Source organism: Bradyrhizobium sp. HKCCYLRH1030 (genome assembly GCF_051168395.1).
In the GTDB taxonomy this organism is placed as follows: Bacteria; Pseudomonadota; Alphaproteobacteria; order Rhizobiales; family Xanthobacteraceae; genus Bradyrhizobium.
On sequence record NZ_JBNPUY010000003.1, the window covers coordinates 243,436 to 257,291 of the forward strand.

Consider the following 13,856-nt stretch of genomic DNA (forward strand, 5'->3'; position numbering starts at 1 on the left):
ACCATGTGCGGCATAGCCGGCCTGTTTCGCCCCGGCGGAGCCGACCAGGCCCAACTGGCCGGGATCGTCGAACGGATGACGGCAGCGCTGGCGCATCGCGGCCCCGATGCGTCCGGCAGTTGGATCAGTGCTGCGAAGGGGCTTGCCTTCGGACATCGCCGTCTGGCGATCCTCGATCTCTCCGAGGCCGGGGCGCAGCCGATGCACAGTGCCTGCGGACGCTACACCGTCACCTTCAACGGCGAGATCTACAACCATCTCGATGTCCGTGCAGAGCTGGAGGCCGCCGGCGCCGCGCCGAATTGGCGCGGTCATTCCGACACCGAGACGCTGCTCGCCGCGATCAGCCGATGGGGCGTTGAGCCGGCGCTTCAGCGCCTGATCGGCATGTTCGTCTTCGGGCTCTGGGACGCCGAAACTCGGCAGTTGATCCTGGCGCGCGACCGCTTCGGCGAAAAGCCGCTGTTCTACGGCTGGAGCGGCGCCGATCTGGTGTTCGGCTCCGAGCTCAAGGCGCTGGCGGCGCATCCCTCCTGGGCGCCGTCGCTCGACCGCGCGGCGCTCACGGCGTTCATGCGCTATTCCTACGTGCCTGCGCCTGCCACGATCTGGACCGGCATCCGCAAGCTGCCACCGGCGTCGTTCGTGAGCTTCGCCTCGGATGCGGCTCCCGGCGGCTGGCCACTGCCGCAACCCTATTGGTCGCTGCGCGATCGCGTCGCTGCCGCCCAGGAGGATCGCATCGCCGACGAGCGCGAGGCCGTCGATCGGCTGGAGCAGTTGCTGTCGGTCGCCGTGAAGCGGCAGTGCCTGTCGGACGTGCCGCTCGGCGCGTTCCTGTCCGGGGGCGTCGACTCATCGACCATCGTGGCCTTGATGCAGGCGGGGGCGAGCCAGCCGGTCCGCACCTTCAGCATCGGCTTTGCCGAAGGTGGCTACAACGAGGCCGAGGACGCCCGCAGGGTTGCCCAGCATCTCGGCACGGATCATACCGAGCTGTACGTCGATGCGCGGACCGCGATGGACGTGGTGCCGAAGCTGCCGCGGATCTATGACGAACCGTTCGCCGACTCCTCGCAGATCCCCACGCATCTGGTCGCGCAGCTCGCGCGCCGGCATGTGACCGTCGCATTGTCAGGTGACGCGGGCGACGAGCTGTTCGGCGGCTACAACAGGCATGTCTGGGGCGGCGCGCTGCAGGCGCGTCTTGGTCGCGTGCCGATGCCGCTGCGGCGTGCCATTGGCGCCGTTCTCGGCGCGATCGCCCCAGAGCCGGCCGAGACGGTTCTCAGGGCGCTGCAGCCGGTGTTGCCGGCCCGATTGAAGGTTCGGCATGCCGGCGATCAGGTGGCCAAGCTCGGCCGCGTCATTGCCGCCGACGGCTTTGATGGCCTCTACCGGGCGCTGTGCTCGATCGATCAGGATCCGGCCGGGACGGTGGTGGGTGGCACGGAGCAGGAGAGTTGGGCGGGGAGCGAGATGCGGCAGCTCGCGGCGCGGCTCGATCCGCTCGACCGCATGACCCTGGCGGATTCCCTCAGCTATCTCAGCGACGACATCCTGCAGAAGGTCGATCGCGCGGCGATGGCGGTTGCGCTGGAGACGCGTGTGCCGTTCCTCGACAAGGACGTCGTCGAGTTCTCGGCCAAGGTGCCCGCCGGCATGAAGGTGCGGGACGGCCGCGGCAAATGGCTGGTGCGGCAGGTGCTGTATCGCCACGTACCGGCCGAGATGATCGATCGGCCGAAGACCGGCTTCAGCATTCCGCTCGACGCGTGGCTGCGTGGGCCGTTGAAATCCTGGGCCTCGGACCTGCTGTCGCCGGAGCGGCTGAGGCGGCAGGGCCTGTTCGATCCGGTGCGGGTGACGCGCATGTTCGACGAGCATCTCAGCCGCCGCCACAATCATTCCTACTGGCTGTGGAACGTGCTGATGGCGCAGGCCTGGCACGACGAATGGGCGCGCGCCGCTTAGAGCATGATCCGGAAAAGTGGAAACCGGTTTTCCGAAAAGATCATGCTCAAACAAAGAGATGAGATCATGATGCGATTCCGTGGAATCGCATCATGATCCAGGTCAGTCTTCGACCGTCGCGGGAACGGCGAGGCGGCCGGCGCCTTTTTCGGCGCTGAGAATCCACACCAGCCCGCCCATGCCGCCGACGATGAAGTAGACCGCGCCGAACAGGATCGAGACCACGGTGCCGTCCGCCGGCGCCAGGCCGGCATAGCCGAAAGCCACCATCATCGTCGCCTCGCGCACGCCCCAGCCGGCGATCGAGATCGGCAGCATCGTGATCAGCATGATCGGCGGGGTCAGCAGGAACAGTTGTTCGAATGCGGCTGGCGCCGCGATGGAGCGCACCGCGCACCAGGCAATGACGACGGCCAGCACGTGAATTGACAGTGACAGCGCGGCGATCTTCGCAGCCGTGGTTCGGCCGAAGATCACCTTGTTCGCGATCACCGAGCAGGCATAGACGTGACGCGTCGGCCACCACGCCTTCATCCACGCCGCCGGCAGATGGCCGATGGTGAGGAAGCCGACGCCGGCCGCCAGCGCGGCGGCGTCGACCAGCACCAGGGCCAGCCGCCCGTGCTCGTCGGCGATCATGCCATAGCTCCACGGCAGGCTCGAGACGATGATCAGCGCCAGCGCAATGAAGCCGACGGCGCGGTCGGTCAGGATCGAGTAGCTGGCCGCGCGCCAGCCGGCGCCGGTGCGCCCGATCAGCCAGAGACGCACGGCATCGCCGCCGATCGAGGACGGCAGGGTCTGGTTGAAGAAGGCGCCGATCATGTTGTAGCGGAACGCCTGCAGGTCCGTCAGCGGCGCGCCGCACAGCGCGGAGATCTCGCGCCACCGCAGGGCGCCGATGAAGATCTGCACCAGCGTGATGGCTACCGCCAGCCCGATCCAGCCGATGTTGATCTGGCTGAGCCGTTCGCGGATCGCCGCAAAGTTGATCCCGCGCAACGCGAGATACAGCAGGGCCAGCGACACCACGATCCGGAGGAGAAGAATCAAAAACGCACGCATGCCAGGCTGGCTTCGCTCTTGGTTGAAACGGTCCAAGCCGAGTGCGATACGCGCAACTCCCGTCCTGGCAAGGCCGGACCCCGGTCGAGGGGGAGCCTTAGCCGCCCCTTGCGGTCCTGATGCACCGGTGGCTAAACAGTCGCAGGGGTGGCGTCAATGGCCTCCGAAACGACCGGAATATCAATTTATGTCTCATGGCCGGAAGATTGCGGTGATAGGCCTTGGCTATGTCGGCCTGCCGGTCGCGGCTGCGTTCGCGCGGACGGGCTGCCCGACGATCGGGTTCGATATCGATGCGGTCCGGGTCGCGGAGCTGAAGGATGCAAGGGACCGGACCTGCGAGGTCGATGCGGCCGACCTGCGCCGGCCAGGCCTGCGCTTCACCAGCGAGCCGGATGATATCGCGACTGCCGATTTTTTCATCGTCACCGTTCCGACCCCGATCGATAGCGCGCGGCGGCCCGATCTCGGCGCCATGCTGGCCGCGACGCGCACGGTGGGGGCCGTTCTGAAACGCGGCGACATCGTCGTCTATGAGTCGACCGTGTACCCGGGCGCCGTCGAAGAAGACTGCGTCCCGTTGCTGGAGAGCTGCTCGGGACTGAAGGCGGGGACGGATTTCAACGTCGGCTATTCGCCGGAGCGCATCAATCCTGGCGACAAGACGCATCGCTTCGAGACCATCACCAAGGTGGTCTCGGCACAGAATCCGCAGACGCTCGCGATCGTCGCCGCCGTCTACGGCTCTGTCGTCACCGCTGGCATCCATCGCGCGCCATCGATCAAGGTCGCCGAGGCGGCCAAGGTGATCGAGAACACCCAGCGCGATCTCAACATCGCCTTCATGAACGAGTTGTCGCTGATCTTCCAGGCACTGGAGATCGATACCGGCGACGTGCTCGCGGCTGCCGCGACCAAGTGGAACTTCCTGCCGTTCACCCCCGGCCTGGTCGGCGGCCACTGCATCGGCGTCGATCCCTATTACCTCACCTACCGCGCCGAGAAGGCGGGCTACCATCCCGAGGTGATTCTGGCGGGCCGCCGCATCAATGACGAGATGGGCCGGCGCATCGCGCGCGAATGCATCCGCGGATTGCTGCGGCGGAAGGGCCGGGGGGGCGTCGTCACCATTCTCGGCATGACGTTCAAGGAGAACGTGCCGGACATCCGCAATTCGCGGGTGATCGACATCATCAGCGAATTGCAGTCGTTCGGCGTCGAGGTGCAGATCGCCGATCCCCTCGCCGATGCAGCGGCGGTGCACGAGGAGTATGGCATCGGCCTGACGGCGATCGAGGCGCTGCGCCCAGCCGACGCGGTGGTGTTGGCCGTGTCGCACGATCAGTATCTCGCCGGAGGCTGGGCTCTCGTGCAGGGCCTGCTGCGCGAGGAGAGCGGCCTCGTGCTCGACGTGAAGATGAAGCTCGACCGCGCGAGCAAACCCGCCGCCATCGAACTGTGGCGACCCTGACGGAGCGACCATGGCAGATCATCCCATCCTCGTGACCGGCGCCGCCGGCTTCATCGGATTCCACCTGTCGCAGCGGCTGCTTGCGGAGGGGCGCCGGGTCATCGGCATCGACAACGTCAACGCCTATTACGATCCGAAGCTGAAGGAGGCGCGCCTCGAGATCCTGAAGGCGCAGCCGGGTTTCGTTTTTCATAAGCTCGATCTCGTCGACCGCGCCGGCATCAAGGCGCTGTTCGCCCAGCATCGCTTTCCGGTCGTGGTGCATCTCGCCGCTCAGGCCGGCGTGCGCTACTCGCTGGAAAATCCGCACGCCTATGTCGACGCCAATCTCGAAGGCTTCATCAACGTCCTCGAAGGCTGCCGCCATCATGGCTGCGAGCATCTGCTGTTCGCCTCGTCCTCATCGGTCTATGGCGCCAACACCAAGCTGCCGTTCTCGGTCAAGGACAATGTCGATCATCCGATCAGCCTCTATGCGGCGAGCAAGAAGGCCAACGAACTGATGGCGCATTCCTACAGCCATCTCTACCGCCTGCCGGCCACCGGGCTGCGCTTCTTCACCGTCTACGGCCCCTGGGGCCGTCCCGACATGGCGATGTTCATCTTTGCGAAGGCCATCCTCGCCGGGCAGCCGGTCAAGCTGTTCAATCAGGGCCGGATGCGGCGTGATTTTACCTATGTCGACGACATCGTGCAGGCCATCGTCCGCCTGATCGGCCGCCCGCCCCAGGGAAACCCGGATTGGGATGGAAACAGACCCGATCCGTCGAGCAGCCGGGCGCCATGGCGGATTTACAATATCGGCAACAATCATCCCGAACAGCTGATGGACGTGATAACGTTGTTGGAGAAGGAATTTGGGCGGCCGGCCATCAGGGAGATGCTGCCGATGCAGCCCGGCGACGTCGAGGCGACCTACGCCGATGTCAGCGACCTCGAGCGCGACATCGGCTTCCGGCCGGCGACGTCGATCGCCGACGGCATCGGACGTTTTGCGAAATGGTACCGCGACTATCACCGAATTTAACGGGTTGATTCATGACCGGACGCATCATTCCTCTCATCATGTGCGGCGGCGCCGGGACCCGGCTCTGGCCGGCCTCGCGCGAGGTCAGGCCGAAGCAGTTCCTGCCGCTGTTCGGCGCCCGTTCCACGTTCCAGGACACGCTGCTGCGCGTCTCCGATGCCGATCTCTTCGAGCGGCCGATCATCATCACCAATCTGGCCTATCGCTTCATGGTGCTGGAGCAACTGGCCGAGATCGGCATCGAGGCCGACATCCTGCTGGAGCCGATGCGGCGCGATTCGGGCCCGGCCATCGCCGCCGGAGCGGCGTTCGCCCAGTCGCGCCATCAGGACGCTGTCGTGCTGGCCCTCGCGGCCGATCACGTCGTCCGTGACACCCCCGCTTTTCTCGCGGCGTGCCGGCAGGGGCTCGCGGCCGCCGAGGCCGGCCGCATCGTCACCTTCGGCGTCAATCCGGAGCGCGCGGCCACCGAATATGGCTATATCAGCCCGGGTGCATCGGTATCCGGGGAAGTGCGGGCCGTCGCGAAATTCGTCGAGAAGCCGGATCAGCCGACCGCCGAGCGCTACATTCGCGAAGGCTATCTCTGGAACAGCGGCAACTTCATGTTCCGCGCATCGGTCCTGCTCGATGAATACCGCAAGTTCGATGCGGGCAGCGTGCAGACGGTGATCGACGCTGTCTCCAAGGCCGGCCGCGACCTCGGCTTCATCATCCTGGACTCCGATGCCTTCGCGGCGGCCAAGCCGATCTCGATCGACTATGCCGTGATGGAAAAGACCGAACGTGCCGCCGTGGTGGCGGTGTCGTGCGGCTGGTCTGATGTCGGCTCCTGGCATGCGGTCTGGGAACTGTCCGACAAGGACGGGCAGGGCAATGCCGCGCGCGGCACCGCCGTGTTCGAGGATTCCCGCAACTGCAACGTGGTCACCGACAAGGCGCTGGTCGCGCTCGAGGGCGTCGATGATCTCGTCGTGGTGGCGGCGCAGGATGCCGTGCTGGTCTCGCGCCAGCGCGATGCCAACGGGTTGAAGCGGCTGGTCGCCAAGCTCAAGACCGTCGCGCCCGAAGTGACCGAGGCGCACATCAAGGTGCATCGGCCCTGGGGCAGCTATCAGTCGGTCGACAATGGCGAGCGTCATCAGGTCAAGCGCATCATCGTCAAGCCCGGCCAGCGGCTGTCGCTGCAGAAGCACTATCACCGCTCCGAGCACTGGATCGTAGTGCGCGGCGCGGCGCGGGTCACCATCAACGAGACGGTCAAGACCGTGCACGAGAACGAATCGATCTACATTCCGATGGGCGCGGTGCACCGGCTGGAGAACCCGGGCAAGATCCTGCTGGAACTGATCGAGGTCCAGACCGGGTCCTATCTCGGCGAGGACGACATCATCCGCATCGAGGACGATTACCGCCGCGAGTAGGGCGGGGTCTCGCCGCGAATCACGCGAGCCGTGCTAGATAGCCCCGGACGTCGTCCGCCGGAGAGCTTCCTTGCAAAGCACGATCGGATCGCGCGCGTTCCAGAACGCGCGCCTGCAGAAGAAGAACCGCAAGCAGGCCGACGGCCTGCTGCCGAAGGCCGTCGAGGCCTACCGGTCGGGCCGGCATGCCGACGCCCAGGCCATCTGCGGTCAGGCGCTGGCCCTCGTGCCCGATCATTTCGACGCCCTTCACCTTCTCGGCGCCTCCGCGCTCGACAGCGGTCGGCTCGACCTCGCCGAGCAGGCCCTGACCCGCGCCGTCGCGGTGGAGCCGCGCAATGCCGAGGCCCTGGCCAATCTCGGCCTCGTGCTGTTCAGCATGAAGCGCTACGAGGAGGCGCGCGCGGTGCAGGAGCGCGCCGTCGCGCTCAAGCCCAATTTCGCCACGGCGCTGACGAGCCTCGGCAACACCCTGATGAACATGCAGCTGTTCGCGCAGGCGATCGAGGTGCATGACCGCGCCATCGCGCTGAAGCCCGACTTCGCCGACGCCTACTGCAATCGCGGCATGGCGCAACTGCTCCTGCTGCGCAACGAGGAGGCGAGACTGAGCTTCGACCGCGCCTTGGCGCTGGCGCCGCGGCACATGCAGGCGACCTTCGGCAAGGGGTTGGTCAGCGTCAATCTGCGGCACCTCGAGCAGGCGCTCGCCGCCTTCAACGCCGCGCTTGCCATGAAGCCGGGCACGGCGGCCGTCATCGCGCAGCGTGGCCGCCTCTATGTGCAGATGGGACGGTTCGCCGAGGCCGAGGCCGATTTCGATGCCGCGCTGGCGACCGACCCCGGGCTCGAGGCGGCGCTGCTTGGCAAGGCGCATGTCTGCGTGCTCACCGAGCGGATCGCTCCGGCGATGCTGGCCTGCAAGCGGGTGCTGGAGCAGAATCCGGCGTCGGAGGTCGCGCTGATCTGGCTCGGCACGTGCCTGGCGAAGCAGGGCGACACGGCCGGCGCCATCCAGCACTTCGACCGCGCCCTCGAGATCAAGCCGGATTTCGAGGATGCAATGATGAAGAAGATCTTCGCGCTCGATTTCTATCCCGGCGCCGACGTCGCCGTGCATCAGGCCGTCCGCCGCGAATGGTGGGAGCGGATCGGCGCGCATATCTCGCAGCGCCAGCTCGCCGCCATCGACCGTGATCCGGATCGCCGCATCACGGTCGGTTACGTGTCGTCCGACTTCCGCAGCCATTCGGCCGCGCTGACCTTCCTTCCGGTGCTGCGCCATCACGACCACGCGGCGTTCAAGGTCATCTGCTACTCGTGCTCGCCGCTGGTCGATTCGGTCACCGAGCAGTGCAAGGCGGCGGCCGACGGCTGGGTCGACGGATCTCAGCTCTCCGACGATGAGTTGGCCGATCGCATCCAGGCCGACCATGTCGACATTCTGGTCGATCTCTCCGGTCATTCTGCCGGCAACCGGCTCACCGTGTTCGCCCGCAAGCCCGCGCCGATCCAGGTCACCGCATGGGGCAATGCGACCGGCACGGGATTGCCCACGATGGACTACTTCTTTGCCGATCCGGTGACGGTGCCGGCGGCGGTGCGGCCGCTGTTTGCCGAGCAGGTCTACGATCTTCCGGCGCTGATCACCACGGATCCGCTGCCAGACGCGCAGCCGACGCCGCTGCCGATGCTGCGCAACGGCTACGTCACCTTCGGTGTCTTCAACCGCGTCGACAAGATCTCCGACGAGGTGCTGAGGGTGTGGTCGGCGCTGCTCCAAGCGTTGCCGGACGCCCGCGTCGTCATCAAGAACGGCGCGCTGGAGGATGCATTCCTGCGCGACACGCTGATCGCCCGCTTCGCCGCGCACGGCGTCGGCGAGAGCCGCCTCACCTGTCTCGGCGCTTCGATGCGCCATGAGCACATCGCGGCGTTCGCCAACATCGACATCTCGCTCGATCCGTTCCCGCAGAATGGCGGCGTCAGCACCTGGGAATCGCTGCAGGCCGGCGTTCCCGTGGTTGCCAAGCTCGGCAACAGTGCAGCGTCGCGGGCCGGCGGCGCGATCGTCAAGGCGATCGGGCTCGACGACTGGGTGGCCGAGGACGACGAGGGGTACATTGCGATCGCCCTGAAGCACGCGGCGCGGCCGGCCGAGCTCGCTCAGCTCCGTGCGGAGCTGCCGATGCGGGTGGCCAACTCGGCCGCCGGCAACGTCGAGACCTACACGCGCAAGGTCGAGGAGGGGTATCGCCAGTTCTGGCGCCGCTATTGCGCTACTGGCGGCTGAGGCCCATCCGTCGCGGCCTGAAGCAAGGTCGCGCGTGAACAAGCCCGATATGTAGATCCACGCGTTATTCGGAGGCCGTCTTTGGCAAGCGATGTCGGTTCCCGTGCGTTTCAGAATGCGAGGCTGCAGAAGAAGCACCGCAAGCAGGCCGATGCGCTGATGCCCGCGGCCGTCGCCGCCTATCGCGGCGGGCGGCGGGCCGAGGCCCAGGCGATCTGCGGCCAGATCCTGGCGTTGCTGCCGGACCATTTCGATGCCCTGCATCTGCTCGGCGTGACGGCGCTCGACGGTGGCCAGATCGATCTCGCCGAGCAGGCGCTGACCAGGGCCGTGGAGATCGAGCCGCGGAATGCCGAGGCGCTCTCCAATCTCGGTCTCGCGCTGTTCAACCGCAAGCGCTTCGAGGAGGCGCGCAAGTGCCAGGAGCGGGCGATTGCGCTGAAGCCAGCCCTCGTGGTCGCGCAGACGGGTCTCGGCAACACGCTGATGCGGCTCGGCCTGCCGGGCGAGGCGATCGCGGCGCATGACCGCGCGATCGCGCTCAAGCCCGACTATGCCGACGCCTATTGCAACCGCGGCATGGCGCTGCTTCCGCTCGGTCGCAACGCGGAGGCCAACGAGAGCTTCGACCGCGCGCTGTCGCTCAATCCGCGCCACATGGAGGCGATGTTCGGCAAGGGGCTCGCCAGCATCAATCTGCGTCACGTGACCGAGGCGCTCGCGGCCTTCGATGCGGCGCTCGCCATCAAGCCCGGTGCACCGCAAGTGCTCGCCCAGCGCGGCCGGCTGCATCAGATGGCCGGGCGTTTCGACCAGGCGAAGGCGGACTACGAGGCGGCGCTGGCGCGTGATCCGATGCTGGAGATGGCGTTGCTCGGCAAGGCCCAGCTCGGCCATTTCAAGGACGTCGCCCAATCCGTCGACGCCTGCCGCAAGGTGCTGGAGCAGAATCCGCGCTCCGAGGAGGCCTGGCTGTGGCTCGGCGTCTGCTATGGCAAGCAGGGCGAGGTCGCCTCGGCCGTCGCACATTTCGATCGCGCCCTCGAGATCAGGCCCGATTTCGCCGAGGCGATGACCGCCAAGATCTTCACGCTCGAGTTCATGCCGGAGGCCGATTTCGCGCTCCAGCAGGCGGCGCGGCGCGAATGGTGGCAGCGGATCGGCGCCGACATCCCGCGCCGGCCGGCGGCCAAGCGCGATCTCGACCCGGAACGGCGCCTGACGATCGGGTACGTCTCGTCCGACTTCCGCAATCATTCGGCCGCGCTGACATTCCTGCCGGTACTCAGGCATCGCGACCCGCAGAATTTCGCGATCGTCTGCTACGCCTGCTCGCCGGTGCAGGACAGTGTGACCGCGCAGTTCCGGGCCTGCGCCGATCTCTGGGTCGACGCCGTGCAGATGTCGGACGACGAACTCGCCGACCGCATCACGGCCGATGGCGTCGATATCCTGGTCGATCTCTCCGGCCACTCCGCCGGCAACCGGCTGCCGCTGTTTGCCCGCAAGCCCGCACCTGTCCAGGTCACGGCCTGGGGCAGCGGCACCGGCACCGGCCTGCCGACCATCGACTACTTCCTGGCCGATCCGGTGACGGTGCCCGACGCCGTGCGTCATCTGTTCGCCGAGCAGGTCTACGACCTGCCGGCGGTGATCACCACCGAAGCGTTGCCGGACATCGCGCCGACACCGCTGCCGATGCTCAACAACGGCTTTGTCAGCTTCGGCGTGTTCAATCGGCTCGACAAGATCTCCGACGCTGCGCTGATCGTCTGGACCCGCATCATGCAACAGCTGCCGGACTCGCGCATCGTGATCAAGAGCAGCTCGCTCGATGATCCCTTGTTGCGCGATCGTCTCCTGGCGCGCTTCGCCGCCCATGGTGTCGCGCCGGAGCGGGTCGTCTGCCTCGGCTGGTCGACGCGCGAGCAGCAGATCGCGCAGTTTGCCGAGGTCGACATCTCGCTCGATCCGTTCCCGCAGAACGGCGGCGTCAGCACCTGGGAATCGCTGCAGGCCGGCGTGCCGGTCATCGCCAGGCTCGGCTGCAGCGCGGCGTCGCGCGCCGCAGCCGCGATCGTCACGGCGGTCGGGCTCGGCGAGTTCGTGGCCGAGGACGACGAGGGCTATGTTGCGCTCGCCGCGAAGTGGGCCTCTCGGCCGGCGGAGCTCGCCAGGCTGCGGGCTGCTCTGCCGGCGATGGTCGCAGGCTCGGCCGCGGGCAATGTCGAGACCTACGCGCGCAAGGTCGAGGAGGGTTATCGCCTGTTCTGGCGCCGCCATTGCGCCGGATAGTTCTTGTGTCGCGGCATCCGCTCGTGCCGCATGTGAGTTCACCGCGTTCCCGCGATCTGCACGCTCCTCATGGAGGCAAGTCTTTTGGCAAGCAATGTCGGCTCTCGTGCCTTCCAGAATGCGAGATTGCAGAAGAAGCATCGTAAGCAGGCCGATGAGCTCATGCCGCGCGCCGTGGCGGCGTATCGTGCCGGCCGTCACGCCGAGACGCAGGCGATCTGCGGCCAGATTCTGGCACTGCTTCCCGACCATTTCGATGCGCTGCACCTGCTCGGTGTCACGGCGCTCGACGGCGGCCAGCTCGACCTCGCCGAGCAGGCCCTGACCAGGGCCGTGGAGATCGAGCCGCGGCATGCCGAGGCGCTCTCCAATCTCGGTCTCGCGCTGTTCAACCGCAAGCGCTTCGACGAGGCGCGCAAATGCCAGGAACGGGCGATCGCGCTGAAGCCGAATCTGCTCGTGGCGCTCACGGGCCTCGGCAACACGCTGATGCGCCTGGGGCGGCCGGAGGAGGCGATCACCGCGCATGACCGGGCGATCGCGCTCAAGCCCGACTATGCCGACGCCTATTGCAATCGCGGCATGGCGCTGCTTCCGCTCGCCCGCAATGCAGAGGCCAATGCGAGCTTCGATCGCGCGTTGTCGCTCAACCCGCGTCACATGGAGGCGATGTTCGGCAAGGGACTCGCCAGCATCAATCTCCGCCATTCCGACGAGGCGCTCGCGGCATTCGACGCCGCGCTTGCGATCAAACCCAACGCCGCGCAGGTGCTGGCGCAGCGCGGCCGGCTGCATCAGCAGGCCGGACGTTTCGACAAGGCGATGCCCGATTTCGAGGCCGCGCTGGCGCTCGATCCGCGGCTGGACGTCGCGCTCCTGGGCTTCGCGCAGCTCAGCGCCATCAAGGACAATATCGCGCCGGCGATGGATGCCTGCCGCAAGGTGCTGGAGCAGAACCCGCAGTCGGAGGTTGCCTGGACCTGGCTCGGAGAATGCTTCTGCAAGCAGGGCGATCTCGCGACGGCCTTGCAGCACTTCGAGCGTGCGCTCGAGATCAAGCCGGATTTCGGTGATGCGATTACCGCGAAGATCTTCCTGCTCGACTTCATGCCGGATACCGATTTCGCTCAGCATCAGGCGGTACGCCGGGAATGGTGGACCAGGATCGGCAGCAAGATCACGCGCCGGCCGCCGCCGGTCCGCGACCGCGATCCGGAGCGGCGGCTCACCATCGGCTACGTCTCGTCCGATTTCAGGAATCACTCGGCTGCCCTGGTGTTCCTGCCGGTCCTGCGCCACCACGACCATCAGGCGTTCAGGGTCGTCTGCTATTCCTGCTCGCCGCTGCAGGATGGCACGACCGAGCGATGCCGTTCTGCCGCCGACCTCTGGGTCGACGCCTGGCAGATGTCCGATGAGGAACTGAGCGACCGTATCGAGGCCGATCAGGTCGATATCCTCGTCGACCTCTCCGGCCATTCCGCCGGCAACCGGTTGCCGGTGTTCGCGCGCAAGCCGGCGCCGGTGCAGGTCACGGCGTGGGGCAGCGGCACCGGCACGGGGCTTCCGACCATCGACTACTTCTTCGCCGATCCGGTGACCGTGCCGGAGGCTGTGCGTCCGCTGTTTGCCGAGCGGGTCTATGATCTGCCGGCCGTGATCACCACCGATCCCTTGCCGGGATGGCAGCCGACGCCGCTGCCGATGCTGCGCAACGGCACCGTCACGTTCGGCGTCTTCAACCGGATCGACAAGATCTCCGAGCCTGCGCTCGCGCTCTGGTCCCGCCTGATGGGCGCGCTGCCGGGCTCGCGGATCGTCGTCAAGAACGGCGCGCTCGATGCGCCCTTGCTGCGCGACGGTCTCGTCGCGCGGTTCGTGGCGCATGGCATCGCGCAGGAGCGCATCACCTGCCTCGGCCTGTCGACGCGCGACCAGCACATCGCGCAGTTCGCAGGCATCGACATGTCGCTCGACCCGTTCCCGCAGAACGGCGGCGTCAGCACCTGGGAGTCGCTGCAGGCCGGCGTCCCCGTCATCGCCAAGCTCGGCCACGGCGCGGCGGCGCGCGCGGCCGCGGCGATCAACACGGCGGTCGGGCTCGGCGACTTCGTGGCCTCCGACGATGACGGCTACATCGCCATCGCGCTGAAATATGCTGCCGCACCCGCGACGCTGGCGAAGCTGCGTGCTGAACTGCCGGCCATGGTTGCCAACTCGGCCGCCGGCAATGTCGAGACCTACACGCGCAAGGTGGAGGAGGGCTACCGCCAGTTCTGGCACCGGTACTGCGCCTCCTCCTGACCG

8 protein-coding genes are annotated in these 13,856 nt (G+C 66.8%); 7 read left to right on the forward strand and 1 reads right to left on the reverse strand.

The features are described 5' to 3' along the window. Positions 1 to 3 precede the first annotated feature (3 nt). Positions 4 to 1,974, forward strand: a complete 1,971-nt coding sequence (gene asnB, locus ACQR1E_RS11325; RefSeq protein WP_315712788.1) for an asparagine synthase (glutamine-hydrolyzing) — start codon at positions 4 to 6, stop codon at positions 1,972 to 1,974. Positions 1,975 to 2,076: 102 nt separating this feature from the next. On the opposite strand, the gene ACQR1E_RS11330 is transcribed toward asnB, so the two are convergent. Continuing rightward, positions 2,077 to 3,039 carry a lysylphosphatidylglycerol synthase transmembrane domain-containing protein gene (locus ACQR1E_RS11330; RefSeq protein ID WP_315712786.1) on the reverse strand — a complete coding sequence of 321 codons (963 nt, stop codon included), beginning with the start codon at positions 3,037 to 3,039 and terminating at the stop codon, positions 2,077 to 2,079. A gap of 187 nt (positions 3,040 to 3,226) precedes the next feature. Between ACQR1E_RS11330 and ACQR1E_RS11335 the strand changes: the two genes are divergently transcribed. The 6 genes from ACQR1E_RS11335 (at position 3,227) to ACQR1E_RS11360 (ending at position 13,853) form a co-directional block, all read left to right on the forward strand. Continuing rightward, positions 3,227 to 4,510 (forward strand): nucleotide sugar dehydrogenase, encoded by a 1,284-nt coding sequence (locus tag ACQR1E_RS11335; RefSeq protein ID WP_315753219.1) that lies wholly within the window; start codon positions 3,227 to 3,229, stop codon positions 4,508 to 4,510. 10 nt (positions 4,511 to 4,520) lie between these two features. Further along, on the forward strand, positions 4,521 to 5,537 hold the full coding sequence (locus ACQR1E_RS11340; protein WP_315753218.1) for an NAD-dependent epimerase: 1,017 nt from the start codon (positions 4,521 to 4,523) through the stop codon (positions 5,535 to 5,537). Positions 5,538 to 5,548: 11 nt separating this feature from the next. Further along, entirely contained in the window at positions 5,549 to 6,961 is a 1,413-nt protein-coding gene (locus tag ACQR1E_RS11345; RefSeq protein ID WP_315712782.1) for a mannose-1-phosphate guanylyltransferase/mannose-6-phosphate isomerase, read from the forward strand. Positions 6,962 to 7,031: 70 nt separating this feature from the next. After that, entirely contained in the window at positions 7,032 to 9,254 is a 2,223-nt protein-coding gene (locus tag ACQR1E_RS11350) for a tetratricopeptide repeat protein (protein WP_434897048.1), read from the forward strand. An 81-nt stretch (positions 9,255 to 9,335) separates the two neighbouring features. Beyond that, positions 9,336 to 11,549 (forward strand): tetratricopeptide repeat protein, encoded by a 2,214-nt coding sequence (locus ACQR1E_RS11355; RefSeq protein ID WP_434897049.1) that lies wholly within the window; start codon positions 9,336 to 9,338, stop codon positions 11,547 to 11,549. Positions 11,550 to 11,633: 84 nt separating this feature from the next. Further along, entirely contained in the window at positions 11,634 to 13,853 is a 2,220-nt protein-coding gene (locus tag ACQR1E_RS11360; RefSeq protein ID WP_315768248.1) for a tetratricopeptide repeat protein, read from the forward strand. Positions 13,854 to 13,856: the final 3 nt, after the last annotated feature.

Coding starts and splice junctions, on each gene's coding strand:
- asnB (WP_315712788.1), top strand. CDS start 4: ATGTGCGGCATAGCCGGCCTGTTTCGCCCCGGCGGAGCCGACCAGGCC.
- ACQR1E_RS11330 (WP_315712786.1), bottom strand. CDS start 3,039: ATGCGTGCGTTTTTGATTCTTCTCCTCCGGATCGTGGTGTCGCTGGCC.
- ACQR1E_RS11335 (WP_315753219.1), top strand. CDS start 3,227: ATGTCTCATGGCCGGAAGATTGCGGTGATAGGCCTTGGCTATGTCGGC.
- ACQR1E_RS11340 (WP_315753218.1), top strand. CDS start 4,521: ATGGCAGATCATCCCATCCTCGTGACCGGCGCCGCCGGCTTCATCGGA.
- ACQR1E_RS11345 (WP_315712782.1), top strand. CDS start 5,549: ATGACCGGACGCATCATTCCTCTCATCATGTGCGGCGGCGCCGGGACC.